Genomic DNA, 23,277 nt, shown 5'->3' on the forward strand with positions numbered 1-23,277 from the left:
GCCCGGTCGCAGTGCAGCAGCCGGGCCTGTTGTTTTGAGTAGGGGAGGGGAGGGGAGGGGAGGGGCAACAAGCCTGTTAACTTGCCGTGACGTGCATCTATCTGGCCCGGCTGGTTGCTGTAGTCTACATTTCCAGCCCCGCCGCATAGTTGGTACGGAAGTACGTCTAATTGCAACTAAATTTGATACTGTTAACCAAACCGTCTATCTATAAAATCATGTATACAACGCGTTCTGGACGGTTTATGAGTTGCTTATGCGGCTGGAAAGGTGGCCTGCTACTTTTGATGGCGGGGCTGTTGCTGGCTGTTGAGTGGTTACAACCAGTACAGGCCCAGGCTTCCTTACCCAGAGTCTACCCACATATCGACTACCCGGTGGATACCTTGCAACGCTTGGTTAGAAATCCTCGGGTGCCGGATACCTCCCGTGTGTTCTTTCTCGCCCGGCTGGCCCAGTCAATCGGCTCCACGGACCTGACCAAAGCCGCCAAGTATGCCAATGAAGCCAACCAACTCGCTCAGCATCTGGGCTACGTTCGTGGCCAGCTGCAAAGCTTGTGGGTGTTGGGTAGCACCAAGATGGAAATGGGGGATTACGTAGCTGCTATCAAGGTATATCAGCAAGCTGTAGTCCTGTCTGAGAGTACCGGCCATAAACGGATGCTGGTGCCTCTCTACCGAAACCTGGGCAACATTAGCCTAGTTACCGGTGACCCGGTGCGCGGCCTCAATTTTTTACTGGAAAGCTACCGAGTGCTGCGGGGATTATGTCCTGAAATAACACCGGAATGCGTGGAAGATTATTCGCTGTGCTACACCAGCCTAGGGACTGCGTATTTTGAGCAGAAACGATACCACGACGCAAAAGTGTACGCGCTGATGGCCTTGATGCTCTACGACCGGTATAGTACGGCTCCCGGGGCCGCTAAAGCAAATCTGCTGCTTGGTCGCATCTACCAGGCCGAGTTGCCCCATACCCCGGCCCGGTTAGACTCAGCCGGCTTTTACCTGCAGGCGGCCCTGTACATTCAGGCTACCAAGGAAAACGAAAAAGAGGTAGCCGGTAATTTGATCAGCTTGGCTGAGCTTTACCAGCAGCAGCGCAAGTACCGCGACATGTATCAGGTCGCCCTTCGTAGCCTGAAGATGGCCCGTAAGGTGGGCTCTATTCCATTCGAGCAAGATGCCGCTTCCCTGGTCGCTCGTGCATCAGCCGCACTGGGTAATTATCAGGAAGCGTACGGCTATCAACTCCAGGCGGAAACCCTGAATGCCCGAATGGTCGACGAGGAAAAAGCCCGCGCCCAGGAGCAGCTGCAGGTACGCTATGAAGTACAGGCCCAGCAGCAGCGAATTGGCCTGTTAACCCAGCAGACTGAATCCGACGCCGCCGCTGCCCGCCAGCAGCGACGTTGGCAGTGGATGCTGGTGTGCCTCTGCAGTACGCTTACCCTGTTTCTGATCGTGGGTACCGTGCTGTTTGTGCGGCTTCGGAAAAGCCGGCGGGAGTTAGCCTACGCCAATGAGGAGTTAGCCTGCGCCAACGAAGAAATTTCGCAGTCCATGGCGGAAAAAGAGGTGCTGGTTCAGGAAATTCAGCACCGGGTTATCAATAATCTGACGCTGATGGGCAGCCTGTTGTCCTGGCAACGTGATACGATGCCTGACCCGGCTCTGGCCAAGATCCTCGACGGGAACCGCGCCCGGTTGCAAAGCATGGCCATGGTGCACAAATTTCTATATCAGGCCGACAACTTAGCCTCCGTCCGGTTGGATAATTACCTGCAGGCGCTGCTCGATTCTCAGCACAGTGCCCTGGCTCGTCCTGGCATTACACTGAAAACGAACCTGGCTCCCGTACTGATGGATGCGAAGGAAGCGGGCTACTTCGGCCTGATTGTAAACGAGGTAGTAACCAACGCCTACAAGCACGCCTTTGTAAACGACAAAGGGTGCTTGATAGTGGAACTGGTTCACCAGGGCGACGGCTTCTTTCTGGGTATCACTGACGACGGCAAAGGCTTACCCGAAACAGGCTATGTCTCCCGGCCCAATTCCATCGGCATACAGTTGGTCAAAACCCTGACCAAGCAGCTTAAAGCTAAAATTTCAGTTCAACCGCAGCTAGTGGGCACGCGCGTTGAAATAACCCGACTTTTCTAATGGCTACAATCCTAATTGTCGAAGATGAGTTGCTAATCGCGGCCGATATCGAACGGACCCTGGTACGCCTTGGCCACGCTCCCTTAGAGCCCGTGGATAGCAGTGAGGAAGCGTTGGAAGTCCTGAGCAGTCAGGCCGTCGAACTGGTGCTGATGGATGTAAACATTGCCGGTACTATGGACGGTATTGCAACGGCCTTACAGGTACGACGGCAGTTCAACCTGCCGGTGGTGTTCCTGACAGCCCGCACGGATACCCCTACCATCAACCGCGCCAAGGTGGCCGACCCCTACGGCTACATCACTAAGCCGTATACCGACGACTCGATAAAGGTTGCGGTTGAACTGGCCCTCTACAAAGCCTACCAGGCACCGGCGCCCCGTCCAGCGCCAGTGGCTGCACCTGTCGAGCCCACTCCGGAACCTGTTCTGGTTACGGCCGACAAGGTGGATGATTTCATGTTCGTCGCAAAAGGAGCCCGCTGGGTCAAGATCTATCTGAAGGACATTGTATACTTTGAGGCCAAACAGAACTACGTGCAGCTGCACACCGAAACTGAGAAGCTGGTTTTTTATCACACCTTCAAGCAGCTGGAGGCCAAGCTACCGAGTAGCTTCCTGAAAACGCACCGCTCGTTTATTGTTAATCTGGATCACGTGCGGGCTTATGAGGAAGGGGCCGTGGAAATGAGCAACAAGGTATTCGTTGCGGTAAGCCGCACATTTACAGCAGACCTACGTAACCGCCTTCAGTTACTCGGCTAGCCGAATAATGTTGTCACATATATGCGGCCGGGACGATTTTGCCCCGGCCGTTCGTGTAGTAAGCTTGCGCCTTTTACCCTGTTTTAGGGCGGCTCGTCAAATACTTCGGGTGGGGTAAAACCGGAAACGTAGATTCGTTCAACGATCCAAAAAAAGTACTCTACCGCGTTGAGGTTGATCTTTTTCAGGCGCGTTGTATTGCTATCCAACCCCAGAATTTCCGTTCGCTACTATGGGTGCCCTGCAGCTTTCCTCCTTTCCTTCCGAAACTTTCCCCGCCGCTCAAATGAGCATCCTGCCGACGGCGCTGCCCAGCCTGGGCGCGTGCTGCATGATCTACATGGCAGAACTCTATAAGCGCCGGGGTGCCCCAGTCTCAGTTAATGTCCGGACGCAGGATATGAGTGAGGATGAGCTGGGTCCAGTGATAAGCCTGGATCACGCCTCAAAGCGGGCGCCGAAAATGCTGCGTCAAGAAACCGATCAGGCACTGGTGGCCGAGCTGCTGACGAAAGTAAAGGTAACGGCCCCTGATGCCGTTATGAAGTGGAACGAGGATGAGCGCTGCTGGTACATCAAAGCCAAGCGGCCAATTATGACGCCGGCCCTGCCCCTGCACAGACAATTAGTTTCCACTTCCTGGATTAACAACTAACTCGCTCCGGGTGAAAAAGTATAGGTGAAGGTTAACAGAAAGGCCGCCGGACTGCTCCAGCGGCCTTTCTGTTGGGTTACCGGCCTACCTCCTCGAACTCAACTACCGGCCCGGCTAAGCTCCACCGAACAATTTTGTTGCCGGTGTTGGCCAGCTCCTCGGCCTCCAGCGTGCGAAGGAAGTCCGCGGGCAATTCAATGCCGTGGTAGTCGCAGATGAACTTAATTTCAATGGCCTCATAAATGGCACCTTCCAGCAAGGTATCATACAGGCGCTCGGCCTCGTCGCCTTCGCCGGCTGTCAGGTTCAGAAAGAACTCCCCGAGTCGGCGGTCCCAGCCGCAGCGTAGGGTGGCCACCTGACCGGCGGTGCTGGTGCCTTCCTGTTGGTCGTGGCGGTTGTTGGCGGCAAAGGCAGTGATGAATGTGTGCTGGCTCATGGGGAAAAGTGAAAGGTTAAAGGGTTGCGTTGTAATAGGTTATACGGAAATCAGCCACCTTTCCGCTAATAATTAGCAACAAAAAACCCCCTTAATTTCTCCCATGTAGCTATTTATTCCCCAACTGCCCACTTGCCCTAATACCAAAGAAGCCAGACCGGGCGGCCTGGCTTCTTCGGTAAGGGTATGCTACTACAGTAAACTCAGTTGCATGGCTTGCACCGGTTCCCGGGCGGGCTCAAACGTGGCGGCCCAGATCTGGCGCCGCAGCTCCAGCAACTTTTTCTTGCTCTCGGCAATTGTGCCTGATTCCGCTTCGCTGTGCACTCGCCCCCGGGTCCGTTGCAGTAGTCGGTGCAGACTCCAGAGTTCGTCGTGCAGTGCCAGCGCCAGCGGGTGCGGCCGGTAGCCTAACTGCACAAGGGGTAAGGGCTGAAAGTAAAAGGCGGTATCGCCGTGTACTACTCGTCCCATGGAGACAAAGTTAAAATTGCCCTCCACTTGGGCCCAGTCAAAACAACCGGCGGCCGAGTTCCACCCATTGTTTTCGGGTAAGGCTGACAAGGGTTTTTTAACCTCGATCAACTGAAGTGCTGAGTGGGTTTGCTCGCGGCGGGACTGGCTCATATAAATAGAGAAAAATGGTGCTTAATTCTCTATAATATACGTATTACGTTGCTTTTTATTTGCAAAAAAACCGTTTATTTTCCCTTGAAACGGCACTTTTTTACCGACTCTGTTTCTGCTGATTTACCGGCTGCTTATCCTCAGGCAAGGCGTTGATTTCGGCCAGCAGATCCTGCAGCACTACCTGCACATCTTCGCCCATTAGATGAGCCAGCCGATACACGTCGCCTAGGCTGAGCACGCTGGGATTCTCCTCGGCCTTCTTTACCGTGCGATGCGCCATAAGCAGTTTTTCCTGCAAAGTTCGGGAGGTATAGCTGCCGGCTTCAATCATTTGTTTAAATGTGCGGCCTTTACCACCGGAACGGCCGGATTTGCCGGCGGATTTGGTAGTGGCCGGTTTCTTTGAGGTAGAGGAATTCATGCGGTAAGTGTGTGTACGGCAAAGCCGGAGTGGTAGAAATTTGTTGTCAATTATACGCAATCGAAATTTAACCGTTGCTACATATCCGCGTTAACAGAAAAAGCGGGGCGCCCACTGGCCCCCCGCTCACCTGTCTAATCATCCCCTCTCAGTACTGAGTCGCGGGCCAGCAGCACATCACCCACGATATAGTCAGGTGCTCCCTGCCCAGCAGTGCTATACGTGCCCAGGGGGTATACCAGGTACCATAGGCAAGTTGCCAAGGCGTTGATCGGCTTGCGGGCGTCCTTCCCATCCTCATCGAGAACCAGGCATGTGCCGTCCAGCTTATGAGCCTGCTGCTCCCCATCCCAGGAATGAATGCTGATAAAGCCCCCCACGGCCTCCTGCATCTGGTCCAGGCTCAGGTTGGTGCCCAGTTCCAGCGCTACCGGCTCTACATCCCCGCCCAGGCTCAGGCGAACCGCGCCCGTCTGGTCGAGCAATTGCAGAATAAGCTGGCGCTGAAGCCGGAAGAACGTCAGCAACTGGAAGCGGTCGACAAACCCCCGCTCGCCCAACTTGAAGGAGAAGCCATCATAGGTACTCGTGGTGAACTGGCGGGAAGTTGTGCCGCAGAGGGCAATTATGCGGGCCTCGTCGCGCTCCTGCAGAAACAGGCGGGCCGGGCAGTCCTGCCACTCGCCGCCGGCATGGGGGCGCATTTGTAAGGCGTGCAGGCTGAATAGGGGATAAGTGGCATCAGCTCCGGTGAGGGCAGCAGCATTGAGGGCGACTTCTTGGGCAGTACGGCTCATAGACGGAAGGGGAAAGGTGGTTGCGTTGTATGCTCCTTGTACGTCTTTTTAGCCCTTTTTGTTAATAAAAAGCAACAAAAAAACTGCTTGAAAGCTCTATTTCTGAATACGTTGGCTTTCTGCCCTATCGCCCAGATAACCCTGTTGCTCTGCTCAGCGCCGGTTGCTGTTGCGCCCGGTATAGCCAGGCAAGCAATAGGTAGGGTCGGCCAACCGCCGCAGCCGGTCCTGACAGTGGTATACTTGCCAGGCCAGCTCCTTGCTACGCTTGGCCGCGGCCGTTGTCAGCTTCTTGTAATACCCTTTGTTCTCGATGATGTGGGCCGGGTCGTTGTCGTGCTCCTGCAGGCTCGCGGTTACCTCGATCAGCAGTTGCTGCGCCTGCTCCTGGGTCATGCCCGCTGGGTTTTGCCGTAGCAATGAATTTGCCCGTTTGGCGCTGTCGGTAAGAGTTGTCCGGGTAGTAAAGGGCCGCATCTTTATCAGGTTTGGGTACCCTCTAAGTACGAAAAAACCGCCCTTTTCGATGCTAAATAGCAACGAACAACGATGCTAAATAACAACAAAAAAGGCGGCTGATAAAGCATTAACCCGGTTTGTTTAATCGGCAGCATCTCCGGGCTGCTCCGAGTCGATGGACCACTGTTCACGCCCGCCGTCCTGCCAGGTATCGTATTCAGAATCCATAATTTCATTCCGGTCAGCACTGTTCATCTGCCAGAAGTTCGCCGGCACCTCCAGATGCACCTGCTCGGTGTGGGAGTAGCTGGTGAAAGTGGCATCAATGAGCATCGTAGTCGGGTTTTTCTCTTGGTTGGCCATGGGAGATTCGTAAGAGGTTGCGTTGTCCTCTGTATACATTTGCCATTGCCTGCCTGCCGACAAAAAAAGGGGAAAGAACGCCGGTTGCGGCCATTCCTTCCCCTGCTGCCCGGTAAATGAGCCGCTACCGGCTCACCCGAACAAGGTGCCCTGCACTGCTGCCCCCGGTTCTCCGTCTGGAGCCTGAGCGGCCGCCACCAGCTGCAGAGAGCCCAGCTTGAAGTTTTTGGTTTCGGCCGGGTCCGTGACCGTGCGCTTGGCCACCGTGCGCGTCCGCTCCGCAAAGCGTACGGCGTACACGCCGCCCCCGACTTTCTCCGTGATGGGGCCCTGGCGCTGGTTGTATTTGGGATTGGAATGGCTGGCCTCGACTCGCTGGCCAACGCTGAAGGTGCTGCTGCGGGGTTCTTTGCTCATAGCTCAGGCGGGGATGTGAGGTAGGGTTCGGGCTTTCTCTTTGAGGAAATGATCCAGCACTGCCTCGACGGGGCTGGCTTGGCCGCGGCGGCGCCCTAGCAGGTTGGCGGTTTTCTGTACCTGCAGCACCTGGTTGATCAGGTCCACGTGCTCCGGCTCGTCGGCGCACACTTCGCGTAGCAGCTGCTGCTGCTCGTGCTGCTTGCGGGTTTGGGCTGATGCCGGCAGCGGAACCGGGTAGATGCTGTTATAGATGCCGGCAACGGTGTGGGCAAACAACCCATCCCGGTGCCACAAGGCCTGTATCACCACCAGTTCCTGATAGCTGATAAAGCTCATGGTAGGGTCAACTTCCCGCTGGATGGTATACTGCGCCTGCAACAGCCGTCGCAGCACCTCGGCCCGGGTATTGGCCGAGTACGGCCCCCAGGCCTCCTCCCGGATATAGCCCCGCCGTAACTCCTTCTGCCGGTACCGGGCTGGATTATCGCGGGCCTCAATGAGGAAGTTGCGCAGATCCGCCAGCGGCTCCATCCACGTCTCGCCGTTCTGAATCAGGCCTTCCATGGATTTGTCCCGGGCCACCACGGTACACACCCAGCATCCAAAGCGACTCTTGCCGCAGGAAGCCGTGGCGGTGTCGATTACCAGGGGGCAATCCTCGTCGACGGATGCGCTCCGGTAAAGCGTTATCAACTCCTTGTGCGTCCCGCCCCAGGGCGGCGGTACCTGGTTCAGGTACTGCCATAGCTCGGGCGTCTGCACGTCCCGGATGGGCGCAAATACCGACGCATTGGGCAACACATGCTTGCGTAGGCGCCGGCCCTGCACGGCATGCTTACGCATCGACTGGGCCCGCTTGCTGCTTTCCGCCTCGCGGGTACCCAGCAGTATGATTACTTCACCCGCTGAGCTGATTTTACTCTGGATGAAGCGGGTAGTAGGCGAGATTTTCAGCCGGTCCGTGCACCACCGAAAGCGCGTGTCCGGGGCCGGATAGCCCAGCCCGATCAGCTTGGCCCAGAAGGTTTCCTGCAACTGGGGCAGCGTGCGCTGCACGATAAAGGGCATGTCCTGGGTTTGGGCGGCCTGCTCGATGCGGCTCAGCTGCTTATCGACAAACTGCACCACGCGCGGATTTTCCACTCGGGTGTCGTTCGTCACAACGTAGATAGGGCGGCTGCGCTGCTCAGCCGGCAGCTTGGCGACTGAGCGCCAGGCCAACTGTAAAAGCAGCGTGGAGTCCTTGCCCCCGCTAAAGCCCAGAATCCAGGGCTTGTTATTGTCGGGCATCAGGTATTGATCCTGTAGCTCCGCCTCGATGAAGGCAATGTTCAGGGGCATAAGGCAGAAGATAGCTCAGTGATTAGTAGCACTCGGCGTAGGTGGGGTCCTCGGGCGCTGCATCCGGGTCGATCCTATCGGCCTCGTCGAAGAAATCCAACTCCTCAAGCGGGCTGGCGCCCTCCGGCCCATAGGCCAGGTCAATCAGCTCGCACAGAGCGGCTACGGCTTCCTGAAGGCAGCTGAAGCGCTGCACCCGCGCGGCCGGGGCCTCCCCGGCGCCCAGCTGCTCGACGGTGTTGCTGGTGATGGCGTGCAGCAACTCCTGCTCAGTGTGGGCAAAGTCCGGCCCGGCCACGTAGTAGCGGGCTTCCCAACGCAGGATATAGCCCAGCAGCAACAGGCCTTCGGCGCCACCGGCGTTGAACTGGACCCGCTGCCCCTTCCCTTGGGGAATGGGAGTGTAGAATTCCTCCTCGATGTGGAGACGCGACGGCCGTGGAGCGGTAATCATGGCGGCAAGGGTTTGTACTGGTTTGCGTTGTTGTTATTTATACGCAAAGCCGCCGGTAATCGTTGATTAATTGTTGACGAAAAGCAACAAAAAAAGAGCCGTCACCAGCTCCTTTCTCCCTATTGCCCTATTCTTCCTCGTCCTCACCTGGTTTCTCAACCTCCGCTATTTGCTGCGGCAGTACCTGAGGCCGCGCTTGGCCGCCCCCGTACCGGATGGGCCCTGGTCGATCTTCCCAGGCCTGAGCCTCATAGCCGCACTCCCCGCAGGCCACATACCACAGAATGCACAAGGGAAAGTGAGCAGACAAGCCGATTACCTGGTGCAGCATCAGGTCGCCGCAGCGGCCGCATTCCAGCTCGGACAAGTCCGGTTCGGTTCCGGGTTTAGAGTCCATCATGAGTGGCGGGGCGGTTACGCTGGCATAGCAAGGTTTTCTTGGACCGGAGGCGGCTACGCCGGGGCCGTACGGGGTTGTAAGCCCCGGCAACCACCCGGATGAACGGCACCTGCAGCAGCAGGCAGGCTGCGTGGCGCCGGCGCTGGGATACGGCTTCCGTTACATCGGGCACGTGCGCTACGAGTACGCAGTAAAACGTCATGGGGGAGTCGGCTTGCCGGTGGGCAAAGGGACACCGGTAGCAGCTGCTCGTGCGAATCTGGCGGGCGAGGGGCTGGTTCATGCGTTGGGCTGCTGTATTGGAGCCAGGTGCTGGCTTACCTGGTAGAGAAAATGGCTGCGTTCCTCGAACACCTCGTGGGCTGGTGGCCCGTCGGCCTGCAGCTTGAATGCTGAGGCGTGGGGTCTGGCCGCATACACATCGGCTACATGCTGGTATAAGCGCCCGATCAGGTAGACCTGCGTATGCAAACTCTCGGGCTCATTAACGGCATCCAGGGCGCGGCTCAATAGTCGGCTTTGCTCAGCACTGGCCATCATCGAAGCCAGCAAAGCAGCGCTCCTTGCTTGCTCGCGGGTGCGCTCCAGCATGGCTCCGTCGTGGCGCAGAGTTGCCGCCGCTTCAGTAGGGGAGGGCAGGGAGGGTACCATGGGCAGTAGGGAGTTAAATGATCACTGAGTGGTTGCGCACCCGGCTAGTAATTGTCTTGGCCGCAGGCCTCCGCGTTAGCCAGCAGGGCTATCAGCTCCGCGTCGTACACTCGCCCCATCTGCTCGGCATATTCGGCCTGAGCCTCCGGGGTGGCTTGCTGGGCCAGGTAACGAGCGTGCATCAGCTGCTCATCCATCCATTGCTTTAACCGACCCAGCACGGCGGCGGGCTCCTCAGGAATTTCCTGCAGGCTATTGTGGTCCAACTGCTCCCCGATCAACTCCTCCACCGAGGCATGAGGCTCCCACTGGCCTTCCTCGCCTTCCGAGAACAAGGCAGTGATTTCAGCATACAATTCGGCAGGCAAAATATCATTTTTCATGCTATAGAAGCTATTTTTTGTTGTTATATATACGCAAATATACGTGTACTAGTTGTTCTCATTCAGCAACAAAATATGCTAATTAATGCAAATAAAAATGATTGCACAAATCAAATATTACGCGATTAAAATTAATTGCATAGTAGCTTTAACCCGCCATAAATAGGGGCCTCGCAACCTCACTAAATCCCTGTAGCTCATGCAAAAGAAAATACTGCGTTCTACCCTGGCCTGCCTGCTGGTAGGAACTGCGCTCAGCGCCCGGGCCCAGCTTGTAAATGATGAGCCCGCTGGGGCCATCCCCGTACCGCTGGACTCTGCCCGGAGCCCGCTGCTCACCACGACGGCCGGGGCTACGGCCTCCGCTGCTCCGGCGCCCCAGCCCTGCGGAACCACGGCCGCGGGCAAGGATACCTGGTACTCGGTTCAGGTACCCGCCTCGGGCGCTGTGACGGTTACGACGGCTGCAGTAGCCGGCTCTCCGCTCACGGATACGGTGCTCGAAGTTTTTGCCGGCAGCATCGGTAGCCTTATCCCCCTCGGGTGCAACGACGACTACACGGCTGGCCACCATTTTTCCTCGATGACGGTGGTAGGCCAACCGGCTGGCAGCACGCTGTATGTGCGGGTGTATGGCTTCGGAAATGTCGGCGGGGCCTTCTCCCTGCATGCTGCGACTGCGGCGCTGCTGGCCAACGATGAAATCAGCGGGGCTATTCCCTTGCCGGCTGATGGCCAGTATTCGGTTGTCGCGGCCACGAATGCCGGCGCTTCCGCCACCGCCGGCGTGCCCGCACCTCAGGCGGCCTGCCTTCAGTCAACGGCCCCAATCAGCAATGATGTATGGTTTAGCCTGGTTGTACCGGTTTCTGGCCATGTGGCGGTGCGTACGTCGCCGGTGGTAGGGTCAGAGTTGTCGGATACGGCGCTGATGCTGTACTCTGGCACGCCGGAAAAGCTCACTCAGTTGGCCTGCAATGATGATCTGGGGCCTAACAACTTTTACTCCGGGGCCCTGGCCTCCGGCCTTACGCCTGGCTCAACGGTGTATGTGCGGGTATGGAGCGCCCAGTATTCCCTTACCGGCGCCTTCAACGTGTGCGTACTGACGCCCGCGACCATGACTGCTCCGATGAACGTGGCCAAGCTTCCGCTCCTGGTATCGGCCAATCCGGTACACGAAAGCCTGAGCGTAAAGCTGCCTACGCTGGCCGACCAACGGAGTGCCCAGCTCTCGCTGCGCAACAGCGCGGGCCAAGTGGTCAAGCTGCGACTGGTCAGCCTGAAAGCGCGGGAGGGCGAAACCTCGCTGGATGTGTCGGATCTCCCGGCCGGCATTTATTCCCTGAGGCTGCAGACGGGATTGAGTATCGGCACGCATAAGGTTGTGATTGAGTAAGCTCCCGGCCTCGCGCATGCAACAGAGCCGCCCCGCTGTCGTGGGGCGGCTCTGTTGTTTTCCAACCTAGGCGGCGACGGCCTGCAGGTCCCGGCCGAACACGTACTGGCTGCGGGGAGACTGTTGAAACTTGGCGGGTACTTTCTCAAAGTCGGCTACGATGCCCAGAAAGCCCTCTGCGTGGAAATAGCCCTTAACCGTGGCTTTGCCGCTCAGCCCCCCCGGGCGGCTGACCATAAGGGCTTTGCCTACTTCCGGAACTTCGCCCTGGCCCGACCAATACAGACCGCCCGGGAGAGCATTCAGGCGCGGCGCTTCGGCCCACATCGGCAGCGGGGTACGCTGTTGCTCAGCGGCCTCGCGGCGGGACTGGTTGGCCGCCCGGAGGCGCAACAGCTTCTCGGGTGACATACGCCGGGCCTTGCGGTAGATTCGGCGCGGGGCCTCGGCCGCCACCGGCTGCGCCATTGGTTGTGGTGAGGCTACCGGTTCTGCTACCAGCTGCTGCTCAGGCTCCGGTGCGGGTTGGGGGTCGGCAACCGGCTGGCGGCTCCCTGCTTTGATGCCGGCCACATACGATACCAGGGCCCGATGCCAGCGTAAGAGTTGGTTAATGTCGTGGCAATGCGCTGCCTTTACCATGGCCACTTCCCGCTGCGCCTCACTTATCAGCGGGCTGGTGAGTGCCTGGCTGATGATGCTCAGGGCCGATTGGCGGATTTCCCGGATGCGGCGGGCCACCGCTGATTCTGTCTGGTCGGCTGTCTGAGGCAGGGCAATGAGCTGGGCGCTGGCAAAAGAATTCATGGCTGTCGGCTAAGGAGGTTGGAAGGACTTGCGTTGTAATAGCGTATACGTCCGGAAACCGCCTAGCGTTTATAAAAGACAACAACAAAACAAGCGTTTTTATGCCGTAATAGCCGTTTTTCCCCTGCTGCCCGCTTTTCCATCTACGTTGCTTCGGCAGGCAACCCGGTAGGCATGTTGCTCCTGATCTAGTGCCTCAGCCAGGGCGCGGGTCGTCTGCCGCTGCACCTGCTCGGCCGGCCAGTGGTGCTCCCGCTGCTGTCCTTCATTACTGATGCCCGGAAACATGCGCCGGGCTTCCGCCACCTTGTTCTCATAGGGGTCGCACTAGAGTAGGAACGGAAAACAACGTTAAGGCTGAGCGCTCCAATTTTAGTGGGCGGGGTGTCTCAGAAAACGGACAGCTGCTGGGCGTGGGCCGGGCCTGGCCTATCTAGAAAACTGGCGGAAAAGCTCAGGAAGCAGCGTAGTTCCGAACTTTCTAGACAGAACGCTCATTGCCCCGTCAGAAAGTCTTCAGAATTGCCGGCTACCTTTCCGCCGTTCCTAAATTTGCTTTCCCGTGAAGCTGCTGATTGTAGAAGACGAGCCGGCCCTGCGCACCTCCCTGGTGGAATACCTGCGCCAGGACGGCTATGTAGTAGAGGCCGCAGACAGCTACGCGCAGGCGCACGAGAAAATCAAGCTCTACCAGTACGACTGCGTACTGCTGGATTTGACGCTGCCCGATGGCAACGGGCTGGACGTGGTACGCACGCTCCAGGCCGACCGCTCCCCGGCCGGCGTACTGATCATTTCAGCCCGGGGGGCGATTGACGACAAGGTGCTGGGTTTGGAGCTGGGAGCCGATGACTACCTAGCCAAGCCATTTCACCTCTCGGAACTAAGCGCCCGGCTGAAGGCCATCATCCGGCGGCGGCAGTTTCAGGGGCAGCGCCAGCTGCTGTTTCAGGAACTGACCGTATTTCCTGACCAGTCCCGGGTGCTGGTCAATGAGGAACCCGTAACGCTTACACGCAAGGAGTTCGACTTGCTGCTATATCTGCTCTCCCATCCCGGCCGCGTGCTGACCAAGGAATCCATTGCCGAGCACGTCTGGGGCGACGCGGCCGATGCGGCCGACTCCTTCGACTTCCTCTACACCCACCTGAAAAACCTCCGGCGCAAACTGCAGGACAAGGGTGCCGGCGACTACATCCGCTCCGTGTATGGGGTGGGCTATAAGTTCAGCACGGAATGAAGCTGCTTGTTGCCACCAACCGCTACTATCTGCTGCTGGCCACCGTGCTCTTCACGGCCGGCAGTGTGTTCCTCTACTACGGCGTGCGCTGGACGCTGCAAAGCGAAGTGGAGGAGCGCCTGTTTCAGCAGCGCGACTACCTGCGGGAGCAGGTGCAGCGCACCGGCCGCCTGCCCGGCACCCCGTTTGAGGGCCGCATGCAGCTCAGCCCGCAGCCGCAGCCGGAGGGCCTGCGCGATACCTTGTTGCTGGAACCGTTGGAAAACGAGTTGGAGCCCTACCGTCAGCTCACCTTCCGGCTGCCGCTTAATGGCCGGACCCAGTGGGTGTCGCTGAGCAAGGCCCTGCTGGAAACGCACGAAGTCCAGCGCCTGATTGTGCTGCTGCTGGTAGGGGTACTAGGCACGCTGCTGCTGGGCGTGGTGGGGCTCAACCGTTGGCTGACCCGCCGCCTCTGGGCCCCGTTTGAGCAGACCCTGCACCAGCTGCGCGGCTACGACGTGCGCCAGCACCAGGTGCTACAGCTGCCGGCCACCCACATTGAGGAGTTCGCCCAACTCAACCACACGCTCACCCACCTAAGCGAACGGGTCGCGGCCGACTACGTGCTGCTCAAGGAGTTCACGGAAAACGCCGCCCACGAAACCCGCACCCCGCTGGCCATCATGCAGGCCAAGCTGGAACAGCTGCTCCAGCTGCCGGATTTGCCCGCGCCGGCCGGCCCCTTGGTGGGCGACCTGTACGCGGCCGTGCAGCGGCTGGCCCGCCTGCACCAGGGGCTAACGCTGCTCAGTAAAATCGAGAACCAGCAGTTTGCCGCCGCCCAGCCGGTACCGCTAGCTGGGCTGCTGCGCGAAAAGCTGAGCCAGCTGGAGGAATTCATGCAGCAGAAGAATTTGCAGCTGGACGTGCAAATCAGCGCCGAGCCGGTGCTTGCGCTGCATCCGGCCCTGGCCGATTCATTGCTCAGCAACCTGCTGCACAATGCCATCCGCCACAACCAGCCGGGCGGCCTGCTGCGGGTGCAGCTAAGCGCCATTGAGCTGGTCATCACCAACACCGGCCCGGCCCTGGCGGCACAGCAGGCGCCCGCGCAGTTTTTCGAGCGGTTTCGCAAGCAGAATGCCGCGTCCGAGTCGCCCGGCCTGGGGTTGTCCATCGTGCAAAGCATCACGACCTTCTATGGCTTTACCGTGGCATACGACTACGCCCCGGATTCGGCGCGGCATACGCTGCGTGTCCGGTTCGCTTCAGCGGTTCCCCGCCCCTGACCCCTACAGAATGTGCACAGAATTGCGCTCTACGTTTGGGGCGTACCTGCTGCTTTTTTGTATGCCCCGCTCCGTGTTGCTCCTCTGGCTGTGCTGGCTGCTCCCCCTGTTCCCGTCCCGGGCCCAGACGGCGCCTGCTGTTTCGGTACCGCCTTCCCTGCGTGACTCCACCACCCGCCCGCCGCTCTGGCAGGGGCCGGTGGCGCGGGCGCTGCTGGTGCCTACGCTGCTGCTCACGGCCGGCGCCCTGACCACCCATCGGGTGGAGGCGCTGGAATCAGACGAGGAGCTGCGGGAGGAAATCCGCGAGCATATGGGCCGGCCCACGACGACGCTCGACAACCAGCTCCGCTACCTGCCAGGGGCCGTAACGCTCGGCCTGGGCCTGGCCGGGGTGCCGGGCCGTCACAAACCCGTGGACCAGCTGCTGCTGGCGGCGCTGGCCTTCACCCTCAACGATGCGGTGACCAGCAACCTGAAGAAGCTCACGCAGGTGCAGCGCCCCGACGGTTCCGACTTCCATTCCTTTCCCAGCCAGCACACCAGCCTGGCCTTCGCCTCGGCTACGTTTCTGCACAAGGAATACGGCGGGCGTAGCGTCTGGTACAGCGTGGGCGGCTACTCGGTAGCAGCGGCCACAGGAGGTATTCGCATGGCCAAAGACGTGCATTGGTTTTCCGATGTGCTGGCCGGAGCCGGCGTGGGCATTCTGTCAACGCAGGCCGCGTACTGGCTGTACCCGCTGGTAACAAAACCACTGCGCAAGGTGCTGGGCAACCGGGCGCTGGTCGTGCCCAGCTACCAGCAGGGGGCCATCGGGGCCACCGCCGTCATGGCGTGGTAAGGCAAGCGTAGGAAACTACAGAATGCCTTCAGAATCGTGCGGGAGCTTTGTCGGACTACCCTGCGCCAACAAGCCAGCGCATGCGTTTCCTCACCAACTGTCCCTCCCATTGCCCAGCAAAAAACACATGAAAACAAGCCTGTTGCGTACCTGGCTCACGGCCTCCCTGGGCCTGTGCGCCGCCGTGGCCTCTGCCCAGCAAGTGGACAGCCTCTCCTTTATCCGCTCCAAGCGCATGTCGGACGCCGACCTGGCCAAAAAACGGGAAGGCCTGTTCGTGACCGGACTACCCGACCTATCGTCCGACCCGGTCACGGGGTTCGGCGTGGGGGTCAAAACCAACATCATCTGGAACGGCACCCGCGACAATCCGCTGTTTGCCTACACGCCCTACCTCACACGCCTGCGCGCCAACGCGGCGTACTTTACCACCAACGCCCGCGAGTTCACCCTGTCCCTGGACGTGCCCTACTACAAGGGCACACGCTGGCGCTACCGCGTCGACTTCAAGGCCCAGCAAAACCCAGCCAACCTGTACTTCGGCTCGTCCGAGGCCACGCTCGGCCGCCTGCGCCTGCCCTCGAACCCGGACGTGACGTTTGCCACCTACGCCCAGTACGACGCGGCCCGCAAAACCCTGCGGCCGGGGCAGGCCGGCGAAGCCGCGGAGGTTACCGATGCCCTGTCCAACCGGTTCCGGGAAACCGAGTTTATGCTCAACCTGAAAGCTGACTACGCCCTGGGCAAAGGTCGCTGGCGCGTGATGGGCGGCTACGAGATTCAGCACCTCTCCTACGACACGTTCCAGGGCACCAAGGCCGAAGCGACCCGTAACGGCGAAGAAACCACGGCGCCTAACGGCACGTCGCTGCTACAGCGCGATGCACAGCAGGGGCGCATCTTTGGCCTGGACGGGGGGTGGGTATCCATCCTGCAGACGGCGCTGATTCACGACACGCGGGACTTCGAGCCCGACCCGACCCGCGGAGTGTACTTTGAAGCAGCCAACGAGTTTTCCAGCCCCGTCATCGGCTCGCAGTTCCGCTTCAACAAGCTGTTTTTTCAGGGCCGGGCCTACCGCAAGCTGCCCGTGGGCCCGCGCACGGTGCTGGCCGGCCGGGTCGGCGTGGGCAACATTTTCGGGAAAGAAGCGCCGTTCTTTGAGTTTCAGGACCAGTGGAGCCCCGACGGCAGCATCAACGCGCTGGGGGGGCGGCAGTCGCTGCGCGGCTACCGGGCCAACCGCTTCCTGGCCCGCTCGCTGGCGTTTGCCAACGCCGAGTTGCGCATCCGGCTGGCCGATGTCAAGCTGGGCAAGCAGAACTTCGGGCTGGGGGTGGCCCCGTTTGCGGATGCCGGCACAGTGCGCGACCGGTGGCAAGACCTGGGCCTGCGCGACGTCCGGTTTTCGTACGGAGCCGGGGCACGCATTGCCTGGAACCTCTCGACCATGCTCTACGCGGATTACGGCGTATCCAAGGAAGACCGGCTGTTCTATTTCGGCATCGGGCAAAACTTCTAATACCATAACAGCGCGGCTCAGGGCTTTCCGGCAGGCTATTCCGGTTTGATAGCGGCGCCATGCGACGGTTGGCCTACTGCTTCGCTGCTTCGCTGCCTCCCGGCCCATGCCCGTAGAATTCCTCAGTGACGAGCAGGCCGCCCGCTTCGGCTGCTACGCCGACGACCCCAGCCCCGAACAGCTGGGAAGAACGGCTTGCCGAATTTTCTTAGCGTTGTTTTCCGTTCCTACTTTAGTGCGACCCCTCATACTCCAGATGGGCCCCGTTAGCGGCCTGCTGGGACCGCCGTACCTGCTGGGTTGCCTGTAAGCTTCGAGGGCTTCCAGCTAATCCATGAGCAAAGAAATCCCCAGGTGCTTACAGCGTCGACAAGCTGAATGGGACGGTAGGGCAGGGGCTTTAATGGGTCGCCACCCGAACTTATTTGGGAATTTTTATTGCTGTTATTTATCAACAGTACCTTGCACTTTGTTTTTAAACGACAACGCAAAAAGGGCTTAGCTATTATATTAAGAGGGTTTTTACTAACTTTCCCAAAATGAACCCTCTACCTTAATCCAGCTTTATTGCGTATTCTCACGCGTTTTAATTCCTCCCGGTACCCTCATGCTGCTATGAAAAAATACCTACTGTTCTCGCTGGTGGCGCTTTGTGCCTGCGGATCTCCCTCTTCAGAAACAAGCCAGCCGACGGCTACAACCGGCACGGCGCCCACCACCGCTTCCCCTGTCATTGATGAGAAAAACGGGTTCCGAGAACTGCAATTCGGCCAGCAACGCTCCAGCATTCCGGATCTGGTGGAAATGCCCGGCCGCGACTACGTGGCCATCAAAGACTACCAGAAAAAACCCGATAAGGAAAAGCTGCAGGTAGGGAATGCGCAGATCAGCGACATTACCTACGGCTTTTATAAGGATAAGCTGGTACGAGTATCCCTGACGGCGCTCGGGGACAACACGGATAAGCTACTAAATGCGGCCATCGGCTTGTATGGGGAGCCTACTCAGGACAAGCAAGCCATTTTACCCGCCCGGGCCTATTGGTGGATTGGTGAGAAGGCAATCGGCTCCTATACCGAAACCGGTAAAGAAGGAAAGCGCGGTTATTTGGTGCTAAGCGACAAGCAGGCCGTCAATGAGGCGGAGAAGCAACCAGCCAACGCGGCCGGCCCCGCCGACTTGTAATCTTTTGGCCAAGGCCCCGGCAGTACTGCCGGGGCCTTACGCTTTCCAGGCTTAGGCGGCTTGATCGAGCCAGCTCAGCTGCTTGCCTGGTCCCGTGAGTCGGCGGACAGTGGCCGACTGTTCGGCCGGCGCCCGCTGCACCGTCCCGGCCGGGGCTTCTTCCTCGGCTACCACGGCCGCCGCTTCCAGCGCCAGCAGCACCGGCCCGGGTACGGTCTGTGGCTCGGGGGCCACCGGTGCGGGATCGTAAGGGCTACGCTGGCGCTGCTGGTAGGCCTTCATTTCAGGTTCGGGTAACCACTGCTTACCGGCGCAGGCGCGTAGGTTGAATTCCTGCCAAAGCATTTCCTCCTTAAATTCGATATGGAGGGTGCCTTTCTTGAAAAAGCGCAGGTTGAAAAACTGGCTCTCGCAATCATTATCGAAGGAGGAGCCCGGGTACACCTTGCCCAGCCGGTCGAAACGGGTTTTTAGTGCCCGCTCAATGGTGTAGCAGGTATCATAGTTCTCCCCGGTCAGGTAGCACATTACCTTATCAATATCGCTATAGTGGCTCCCGCAGTGACTATTGATATTGAAGCGGCTGCCGTAGGTTTTCAGGTCGCGGGCCGTGCTCCAGTCGTCCCAGCGTACCCAGTTGGGGAGCACCAATTTACGGTTGGCCTTAAATTTATCGTTGCTTTTCCAGCCCTCGACGTGAACCCGGTTTTCCTTGTGGTAGGAGGTGAAAATGTCGAACACCGCCACGACGGCTTTATCCAGGATGGTTGTCCGGTTCTCGAACACCATTTCAACCAGGCTGGCCACATTCTCTTTGCAGAATTGCATGTAGCCCTGGGCGCGACCATAACGCTCGAAGTCCTTGCGAACCTGGTTTGTCATGTATTTCTGAATATTTACCTTGTCGAGAACGACATGCCAGGCGCTCTGATTCAGGTTGTCGCAGAACTCGTTGTAAACGGCCCGCTTATTCGGGCTGCTCTTGATGGCCTCGTTGGCCACGTCCAGAATATCCTGCTGGTAGCTCACGAGCTGCGAGCCGTAGAACTGCAGCGTACGCCGGGCGCGCATGTAGTCTACAAATGCCTCCTGGGCCTGCTCATAGCCTACCATCATATTGCCGATAACATCCTGCAGGGCTACGGCGTCGGCAAAGGTGTCCTCCGTCAGCTCCGGGCCGCTGTGGGTGCGCCCACGCTTGCCGCTGTGAAAGTCAAAATCCAGCGGGTCACGCTCGGCCGGCCGCTGCAGGCGTACCAGCGAAACGTGCACGTCGGTTTTGCGCTCGGCCTCCTCGGCTAAAAACACCTGGCCCAGCTCCTCTACGCTGCCATGGTCGGCAATCAGCTTGGCCAGCAGCTGGCGCGTCTCGGTGAAGGGGTTGCGGATCGTTTCCGAGTTCAGGATGGTAACCACGTGCCCCCCGGGCGCTACAGTCTTAAAGGCGTGCAAAATATGCTTGTCGGCGCAGCTGAAGGGTGGGTTCATCACCAGTAGATCAAACTGGTGGCCACCCTCGTAGCCCAGAAAATCATCAGCGATTACCTTGTAGTTCTTGCCCTGGAGCATGGCTTTCAGCTCCTGGTCAATTTCGCAGGCATACAGGTTTTTGCTGTAGCTGCTCCAGTGCCCATTGTGGGTGCGGCGTAAGTGCTCCTCAATCCAGTCGAGAATTTTACCGCTCCCGGCCTGGGGGTCGCAGATGGTCATGTTCATTAGCGCCGACTCGTGATACCCCCGCATTCCCCGGCTGGTGTCGCGCGGCTGGGCCAGCCACGGTTGCAGCATCGTTTCGATTACGGCGTCTGTCGAGGGGAAGAATTCGGCGTTGAACATGCGGAAAAAAATAGGGGTAAAACCTCTGTCTTTGTTGTTATTTATACGCAAAGCCCTATGATCGCGTTGCTCAAAATCCACAAAAAAAGGGCTTTTTAGGGCCCTTTAAGTGTTTTTCTTCCTACTGCCCTATTACGCATTGACGCTGCCCCGTACCTTTTGCAGGGCTTTTTCCAGGTCGGTTTCATGAATGGAATAGAAGCGGTGGAAGTCGCCGGCCTCGGTCAGCTCCACGCCGTCCCAAGTACCATCCGAATCCCGGTAAATTACCTGGCAACCCGTCAGGGGCCGGTTTTCCTCGCGGCTGATTTCGCTCAGCACGTAGTCGATATCATTGGTGACGGTTTTGCCCTGATCCTCGTCGATGATCTGCACGATGTTGTCGCTGCTGATCTCGTAGGTGAAGCTGGCGTGGGGAATGCGAGAATGGCGCATAAGGGTAGGGGGTAAATGGTTGAAATGAAGCAGAATCAAGCCGCCTGCGCGACGTTGGGAAAGCAATCGAACAAAGAGACCTGCCGGCCCTCGCGGCGCCAGCTACGCGCCGAATCGTAGGCCTCAATGCGGTCGGCAATCAGACAGGCCCGGTCCCCGCGCGTTTTGGCCGTAGTGCCGGCGAAGCGGGCGGCCTGGCCACTGTTGCGGGCCACGTTGGTCGAGTCGCCGGAAGTAAGCGGCAGCACGGTAAACACCTTGGGGTCGAGCATCCGCAGGCCGTGGAGCTGGCAGAGCGGCCGGCCGTGCTCGTCGGTCACTACTTCCATCATTTCCCGGATGCGTTGCCACCAGGCCCGGCTTTTCAGCACTTCGTACCCGATGCCGCCGCCCAGGGCCACCGTTTCGTAGTGCTGAGCCAGCCACAACAGCCGGTCGAGGGAATGGTGCATGTGGTAGACCGGAACTCCCCGCAGGTGCTCAGGCCAGCGGGCCAGATAGGCATTGTTCTGGGCCTCTGTCCCGGCAATGTGGTCGGGGATGATGGCCCAGAGAAACCGTGGGTGCTGCTGGAGCTTTTCCACCCAGGCGGTATAGCCGTCGTAGTCCTGGAACTCAGTGTGGCCCTGCCGCCACTTGCTGAATGCCCCGTTATCGAGTACGAACCCTTTGCAGACCTCCAGCACGAGGCTGAGCTGGTCGCGCCGCTCGTAGCTGACCAGGCCCCAGCGGTCGGTCAGCACCTGTCTAGCGTCGGCCTTGCTGCCTCCGATGGGAGTACCGTGAATTTTGAGCATCCGGGGTTCAGCACACTTGATGAAACCCGGTTCCTGGCGCGTAGGCATTGATTTCAAGAAATGTGTTTGTTGTTATTTATACGCACACACATTCCCTTTGTTGCTATTTAGGCGCAGTAAAAACGGCTTTTTATCAGCGGTTCTGTTCCCGATTGCCCACAAAAAAGCCCGACCAGGTAACCAGGTCGGGCTGCATTGCAAAAGGCGTATTACATACCTTCTACCAGGGTCACAGCCAGGCGGCTGTTCATTACTTTCTTCGGGTCCTCCTTGGGCTTTCGCAGAATCCAGCCCTTGCCATTGGTTCCTTTTATCCAGGTGCGCGGCTCCGATTCCGAGCTTCCCAGCTCCAACTCGGCCCACTCGTCCAGGTGGGACGTTTCGTAGCCCGCTGCGCCACCCGTAACAACCAGCGGCGAGCCGGAGCCTTTCGAGGGGACGGTGATGGCAACATAGTTGGGGGCTTCCTCCGAGCCTAGGCCTTCCACGACAACAAACACGCCGTTTGCGGGCATTGCAATGTTGTAGCTGGACACATCCAACGACAACAACCCTTTGGGGGCCTCTTTCATCTGCTGGGCGGATACCATAATCGGGGCCGGCAGCAGTGGCGCATTCTCAGGCACGGTTGCCACCTGACTTTGAGGGGCCGCCAAAAGTTGTACCCGTAGTCGCCCAGCCCGCACATCGGTCGGCTTCAGCTGCACCTGGATGGTGGCCAGCGTGCCGCTGGTGGTTGCCGGCAGGTGAACCGCAATGTTTGTCCCGGCTACCAGGCTATACGTGCGCAGTGCCTTTACCTTTCCACTGGTGAAGGGGGTTATGGTAACGGTCTTGCTCGGCCGCACGGTGACTTCAGCCAGCGTCTGTGCGGGGATGGGCCTTAGCGTGTCAGGCTGCGCTGTGCCAAGCGAGCCGCAGAGAAAAAGAATAGATGCGAGCATAGTATATTTTTGAGACTGCAAGATCTTAAAACAAAAACAATACCGGGCAGCGATGCCCGGTATTGTTTTCTGACTGCAACGAGTGCCTGCTGGTTAGTCGCAGAAAGCAGAGTTGGGGATGGTGGTACCGCTGCCGAAGCGAATGCCGAAAACCCAGTAGCTCCAGGTGCCGCCACCGTTGTCGTCACAGTGCATGCCCGAGCCGAAAAGTTTCGCTTCGGCTTTATTGGCCGGAGCTGCTGCCAGCATGACGCCGCAGGCCATCGCGCCAACAACGGCTACTTTTTTGGCTTTGGAGCGGGCGGCAGCCAATACGTTTTTGAACGTCTTTTTCATGGTACTTGAATGTGGAAATAGAGTGCCTACTCTGTTCGCTTTTCGGCATACGCGGCAGCCATTTGGAGGCCACGGATCAAACATAGCAACTAAATTTAATTGCATCAATAACCGCAATTAAATTTAGTTGCGAAATGTCATTCGCAGTTGGATTTTACCCTAACCGTGCGATTTCCACGGCCGCGATATTGCTCTCCGCAATCGGGTAAGCGCTACGGGGCCCTCCCAGGGCTTACGCATCAAATAGCAGGGAGTATGAGAAGAGCAGACCTTTGCCTTTTCAGGCAACGTCAAGGTCTTTATGCTCAGCCACCTACTC

General features: G+C 58.6%; 30 protein-coding genes. 10 read left to right on the top strand and 20 right to left on the bottom strand.

All coding sequences use genetic code 11. The annotated features are described in order from the left end of the window. Positions 1-218 precede the first annotated feature (218 nt). The 3 genes from CHB83_RS19170 (at position 219) to CHB83_RS19180 (ending at position 3,584) form a co-directional block, all read left to right on the top strand. Entirely contained in the window at positions 219-2,165 is a 1,947-nt protein-coding gene (locus CHB83_RS19170; RefSeq protein WP_089333816.1) for a sensor histidine kinase, read from the top strand. Next, positions 2,165-2,929: a LytTR family transcriptional regulator DNA-binding domain-containing protein gene (locus CHB83_RS19175; protein WP_089333817.1), complete on the top strand. Its 765-nt coding sequence runs from the start codon at positions 2,165-2,167 to the stop codon at positions 2,927-2,929. Before CHB83_RS19170 ends, CHB83_RS19175 begins: the two co-directional genes overlap by 1 nt. A 232-nt stretch (positions 2,930-3,161) precedes the next feature. After that, positions 3,162-3,584, top strand: coding sequence for a hypothetical protein (locus tag CHB83_RS19180; RefSeq protein ID WP_089333818.1), 423 nt, complete (start codon positions 3,162-3,164; stop codon positions 3,582-3,584). Between the two features lie 76 nt (positions 3,585-3,660). Here CHB83_RS19180 and CHB83_RS19185 read toward each other — a convergent pair whose 3' ends face one another. From CHB83_RS19185 to CHB83_RS19245, 13 genes are all read right to left on the bottom strand, one after another. Beyond that, the gene (locus tag CHB83_RS19185) at positions 3,661-4,023 is read right to left on the bottom strand and encodes a hypothetical protein (protein WP_089333819.1); all 363 of its coding nucleotides are present in this window, start codon (positions 4,021-4,023) and stop codon (positions 3,661-3,663) included. 192 nt (positions 4,024-4,215) lie between these two features. After that, positions 4,216-4,650 carry a hypothetical protein gene (locus tag CHB83_RS19190; protein WP_089333820.1) on the bottom strand — a complete coding sequence of 145 codons (435 nt, stop codon included), beginning with the start codon at positions 4,648-4,650 and terminating at the stop codon, positions 4,216-4,218. A 100-nt stretch (positions 4,651-4,750) separates the two neighbouring features. Further along, complete coding sequence (locus tag CHB83_RS19195) at positions 4,751-5,074, bottom strand: hypothetical protein (protein WP_089333821.1); 324 nt, start codon at positions 5,072-5,074, stop codon at positions 4,751-4,753. 134 nt (positions 5,075-5,208) lie between these two features. Further along, entirely contained in the window at positions 5,209-5,871 is a 663-nt protein-coding gene (locus CHB83_RS19200) for a hypothetical protein (RefSeq protein WP_089333822.1), read from the bottom strand. Positions 5,872-6,024: 153 nt separating this feature from the next. Then, positions 6,025-6,348, bottom strand: a complete 324-nt coding sequence (locus CHB83_RS19205) for a hypothetical protein (protein ID WP_089333823.1) — start codon at positions 6,346-6,348, stop codon at positions 6,025-6,027. Between the two features lie 123 nt (positions 6,349-6,471). Continuing rightward, a complete protein-coding gene (locus CHB83_RS19210; RefSeq protein ID WP_143437206.1) occupies positions 6,472-6,693 on the bottom strand; it encodes a hypothetical protein in 222 nt (73 codons plus the stop codon). 132 nt (positions 6,694-6,825) lie between these two features. Beyond that, entirely contained in the window at positions 6,826-7,110 is a 285-nt protein-coding gene (locus tag CHB83_RS19215; protein WP_089333825.1) for a hypothetical protein, read from the bottom strand. 3 nt (positions 7,111-7,113) lie between these two features. Further along, the gene (gene dndC, locus CHB83_RS19220; protein ID WP_089333826.1) at positions 7,114-8,454 is read right to left on the bottom strand and encodes a DNA phosphorothioation system sulfurtransferase DndC; all 1,341 of its coding nucleotides are present in this window, start codon (positions 8,452-8,454) and stop codon (positions 7,114-7,116) included. A 22-nt stretch (positions 8,455-8,476) separates the two neighbouring features. Then, the gene (locus tag CHB83_RS19225) at positions 8,477-8,908 is read right to left on the bottom strand and encodes a hypothetical protein (RefSeq protein WP_089333827.1); all 432 of its coding nucleotides are present in this window, start codon (positions 8,906-8,908) and stop codon (positions 8,477-8,479) included. 127 nt (positions 8,909-9,035) lie between these two features. Beyond that, the gene (locus tag CHB83_RS19230; protein WP_143437207.1) at positions 9,036-9,308 is read right to left on the bottom strand and encodes a hypothetical protein; all 273 of its coding nucleotides are present in this window, start codon (positions 9,306-9,308) and stop codon (positions 9,036-9,038) included. Further along, entirely contained in the window at positions 9,295-9,591 is a 297-nt protein-coding gene (locus CHB83_RS19235) for a hypothetical protein (RefSeq protein ID WP_089333829.1), read from the bottom strand. The genes CHB83_RS19230 and CHB83_RS19235 overlap by 14 nt, the downstream gene beginning before the upstream one ends. Then, complete coding sequence (locus CHB83_RS19240) at positions 9,588-9,959, bottom strand: hypothetical protein (RefSeq protein ID WP_089333830.1); 372 nt, start codon at positions 9,957-9,959, stop codon at positions 9,588-9,590. Before CHB83_RS19240 ends, CHB83_RS19235 begins: the two co-directional genes overlap by 4 nt. 44 nt (positions 9,960-10,003) lie before the next feature. Further along, a complete protein-coding gene (locus CHB83_RS19245; protein WP_089333831.1) occupies positions 10,004-10,342 on the bottom strand; it encodes a hypothetical protein in 339 nt (112 codons plus the stop codon). Between the two features lie 199 nt (positions 10,343-10,541). Here CHB83_RS19245 and CHB83_RS19250 point away from each other — a divergent pair, with 199 nt between their 5' ends. Continuing rightward, the gene (locus CHB83_RS19250) at positions 10,542-11,741 is read left to right on the top strand and encodes a T9SS type A sorting domain-containing protein (RefSeq protein ID WP_089333832.1); all 1,200 of its coding nucleotides are present in this window, start codon (positions 10,542-10,544) and stop codon (positions 11,739-11,741) included. 66 nt (positions 11,742-11,807) lie between these two features. On the opposite strand, the gene CHB83_RS19255 is transcribed toward CHB83_RS19250, so the two are convergent. Together CHB83_RS19255 and CHB83_RS19260 are read right to left on the bottom strand one after the other, a co-directional pair. Next, on the bottom strand, positions 11,808-12,548 hold the full coding sequence (locus CHB83_RS19255; RefSeq protein ID WP_089333833.1) for a hypothetical protein: 741 nt from the start codon (positions 12,546-12,548) through the stop codon (positions 11,808-11,810). A 99-nt stretch (positions 12,549-12,647) separates the two neighbouring features. Continuing rightward, positions 12,648-12,854: a hypothetical protein gene (locus CHB83_RS19260; protein WP_089333834.1), complete on the bottom strand. Its 207-nt coding sequence runs from the start codon at positions 12,852-12,854 to the stop codon at positions 12,648-12,650. Between the two features lie 256 nt (positions 12,855-13,110). Between CHB83_RS19260 and CHB83_RS19265 the strand changes: the two genes are divergently transcribed. The 6 genes from CHB83_RS19265 to CHB83_RS19290 all read left to right on the top strand — a co-directional run bounded on the left by CHB83_RS19265 (position 13,111) and on the right by CHB83_RS19290 (position 18,610). Beyond that, positions 13,111-13,788: a response regulator transcription factor gene (locus tag CHB83_RS19265; protein WP_089333835.1), complete on the top strand. Its 678-nt coding sequence runs from the start codon at positions 13,111-13,113 to the stop codon at positions 13,786-13,788. Beyond that, complete coding sequence (locus CHB83_RS19270; protein ID WP_089333836.1) at positions 13,785-15,059, top strand: sensor histidine kinase; 1,275 nt, start codon at positions 13,785-13,787, stop codon at positions 15,057-15,059. The genes CHB83_RS19265 and CHB83_RS19270 overlap by 4 nt, the downstream gene beginning before the upstream one ends. Before the next feature lie 61 nt (positions 15,060-15,120). Beyond that, positions 15,121-15,903, top strand: coding sequence for a phosphatase PAP2 family protein (locus CHB83_RS19275; RefSeq protein WP_143437208.1), 783 nt, complete (start codon positions 15,121-15,123; stop codon positions 15,901-15,903). A 127-nt stretch (positions 15,904-16,030) separates the two neighbouring features. After that, positions 16,031-17,425 carry an Omp85 family outer membrane protein gene (omp85, locus tag CHB83_RS19280; protein ID WP_089333838.1) on the top strand — a complete coding sequence of 465 codons (1,395 nt, stop codon included), beginning with the start codon at positions 16,031-16,033 and terminating at the stop codon, positions 17,423-17,425. Between the two features lie 106 nt (positions 17,426-17,531). After that, positions 17,532-17,735, top strand: coding sequence for a hypothetical protein (locus CHB83_RS19285; RefSeq protein WP_089333839.1), 204 nt, complete (start codon positions 17,532-17,534; stop codon positions 17,733-17,735). 305 nt (positions 17,736-18,040) lie between these two features. Continuing rightward, positions 18,041-18,610 (top strand): hypothetical protein, encoded by a 570-nt coding sequence (locus CHB83_RS19290; RefSeq protein WP_089333840.1) that lies wholly within the window; start codon positions 18,041-18,043, stop codon positions 18,608-18,610. Positions 18,611-18,661: 51 nt separating this feature from the next. Here CHB83_RS19290 and CHB83_RS19295 read toward each other — a convergent pair whose 3' ends face one another. The 5 genes from CHB83_RS19295 to CHB83_RS19315 form a co-directional block, all read right to left on the bottom strand. After that, a complete protein-coding gene (locus tag CHB83_RS19295) occupies positions 18,662-20,446 on the bottom strand; it encodes a class I SAM-dependent methyltransferase (RefSeq protein WP_089333841.1) in 1,785 nt (594 codons plus the stop codon). A gap of 132 nt (positions 20,447-20,578) precedes the next feature. Further along, a complete protein-coding gene (locus CHB83_RS19300; protein ID WP_089333842.1) occupies positions 20,579-20,881 on the bottom strand; it encodes a hypothetical protein in 303 nt (100 codons plus the stop codon). A gap of 35 nt (positions 20,882-20,916) precedes the next feature. Beyond that, positions 20,917-21,678, bottom strand: coding sequence for a holo-ACP synthase (locus CHB83_RS19305; RefSeq protein ID WP_089333847.1), 762 nt, complete (start codon positions 21,676-21,678; stop codon positions 20,917-20,919). A 209-nt stretch (positions 21,679-21,887) separates the two neighbouring features. Next, positions 21,888-22,622, bottom strand: a complete 735-nt coding sequence (locus CHB83_RS19310) for a hypothetical protein (protein ID WP_089333843.1) — start codon at positions 22,620-22,622, stop codon at positions 21,888-21,890. Between the two features lie 93 nt (positions 22,623-22,715). After that, entirely contained in the window at positions 22,716-22,958 is a 243-nt protein-coding gene (locus CHB83_RS19315) for a hypothetical protein (RefSeq protein ID WP_089333844.1), read from the bottom strand. Positions 22,959-23,277 lie beyond the last annotated feature (319 nt).

This window comes from Hymenobacter mucosus, assembly GCF_900188255.1.
Taxonomy (GTDB): domain Bacteria; phylum Bacteroidota; class Bacteroidia; order Cytophagales; family Hymenobacteraceae; genus Hymenobacter; species Hymenobacter mucosus.

Bases quoted from the DNA above. Each gene is read 5' to 3' on its own strand.
- CHB83_RS19170 (WP_089333816.1), top strand. From the start codon at position 219: ATGTATACAACGCGTTCTGGACGGTTTATGAGTTGCTTATGCGGCTGG.
- CHB83_RS19175 (WP_089333817.1), top strand. From the start codon at position 2,165: ATGGCTACAATCCTAATTGTCGAAGATGAGTTGCTAATCGCGGCCGAT.
- CHB83_RS19180 (WP_089333818.1), top strand. From the start codon at position 3,162: ATGGGTGCCCTGCAGCTTTCCTCCTTTCCTTCCGAAACTTTCCCCGCC.
- CHB83_RS19185 (WP_089333819.1), bottom strand. From the start codon at position 4,023: ATGAGCCAGCACACATTCATCACTGCCTTTGCCGCCAACAACCGCCAC.
- CHB83_RS19190 (WP_089333820.1), bottom strand. From the start codon at position 4,650: ATGAGCCAGTCCCGCCGCGAGCAAACCCACTCAGCACTTCAGTTGATC.
- CHB83_RS19195 (WP_089333821.1), bottom strand. From the start codon at position 5,074: ATGAATTCCTCTACCTCAAAGAAACCGGCCACTACCAAATCCGCCGGC.
- CHB83_RS19200 (WP_089333822.1), bottom strand. From the start codon at position 5,871: ATGAGCCGTACTGCCCAAGAAGTCGCCCTCAATGCTGCTGCCCTCACC.
- CHB83_RS19205 (WP_089333823.1), bottom strand. From the start codon at position 6,348: ATGCGGCCCTTTACTACCCGGACAACTCTTACCGACAGCGCCAAACGG.
- CHB83_RS19210 (WP_143437206.1), bottom strand. From the start codon at position 6,693: ATGGCCAACCAAGAGAAAAACCCGACTACGATGCTCATTGATGCCACT.
- CHB83_RS19215 (WP_089333825.1), bottom strand. From the start codon at position 7,110: ATGAGCAAAGAACCCCGCAGCAGCACCTTCAGCGTTGGCCAGCGAGTC.
- dndC (WP_089333826.1), bottom strand. From the start codon at position 8,454: ATGCCCCTGAACATTGCCTTCATCGAGGCGGAGCTACAGGATCAATAC.
- CHB83_RS19225 (WP_089333827.1), bottom strand. From the start codon at position 8,908: ATGATTACCGCTCCACGGCCGTCGCGTCTCCACATCGAGGAGGAATTC.
- CHB83_RS19230 (WP_143437207.1), bottom strand. From the start codon at position 9,308: ATGATGGACTCTAAACCCGGAACCGAACCGGACTTGTCCGAGCTGGAA.
- CHB83_RS19235 (WP_089333829.1), bottom strand. From the start codon at position 9,591: ATGAACCAGCCCCTCGCCCGCCAGATTCGCACGAGCAGCTGCTACCGG.
- CHB83_RS19240 (WP_089333830.1), bottom strand. From the start codon at position 9,959: ATGGTACCCTCCCTGCCCTCCCCTACTGAAGCGGCGGCAACTCTGCGC.
- CHB83_RS19245 (WP_089333831.1), bottom strand. From the start codon at position 10,342: ATGAAAAATGATATTTTGCCTGCCGAATTGTATGCTGAAATCACTGCC.
- CHB83_RS19250 (WP_089333832.1), top strand. From the start codon at position 10,542: ATGCAAAAGAAAATACTGCGTTCTACCCTGGCCTGCCTGCTGGTAGGA.
- CHB83_RS19255 (WP_089333833.1), bottom strand. From the start codon at position 12,548: ATGAATTCTTTTGCCAGCGCCCAGCTCATTGCCCTGCCTCAGACAGCC.
- CHB83_RS19270 (WP_089333836.1), top strand. From the start codon at position 13,785: ATGAAGCTGCTTGTTGCCACCAACCGCTACTATCTGCTGCTGGCCACC.
- CHB83_RS19275 (WP_143437208.1), top strand. From the start codon at position 15,121: ATGCCCCGCTCCGTGTTGCTCCTCTGGCTGTGCTGGCTGCTCCCCCTG.
- omp85 (WP_089333838.1), top strand. From the start codon at position 16,031: ATGAAAACAAGCCTGTTGCGTACCTGGCTCACGGCCTCCCTGGGCCTG.
- CHB83_RS19285 (WP_089333839.1), top strand. From the start codon at position 17,532: ATGCCCGTAGAATTCCTCAGTGACGAGCAGGCCGCCCGCTTCGGCTGC.
- CHB83_RS19290 (WP_089333840.1), top strand. From the start codon at position 18,041: ATGAAAAAATACCTACTGTTCTCGCTGGTGGCGCTTTGTGCCTGCGGA.
- CHB83_RS19295 (WP_089333841.1), bottom strand. From the start codon at position 20,446: ATGTTCAACGCCGAATTCTTCCCCTCGACAGACGCCGTAATCGAAACG.
- CHB83_RS19300 (WP_089333842.1), bottom strand. From the start codon at position 20,881: ATGCGCCATTCTCGCATTCCCCACGCCAGCTTCACCTACGAGATCAGC.
- CHB83_RS19305 (WP_089333847.1), bottom strand. From the start codon at position 21,678: ATGCTCAAAATTCACGGTACTCCCATCGGAGGCAGCAAGGCCGACGCT.
- CHB83_RS19310 (WP_089333843.1), bottom strand. From the start codon at position 22,622: ATGCTCGCATCTATTCTTTTTCTCTGCGGCTCGCTTGGCACAGCGCAG.
- CHB83_RS19315 (WP_089333844.1), bottom strand. From the start codon at position 22,958: ATGAAAAAGACGTTCAAAAACGTATTGGCTGCCGCCCGCTCCAAAGCC.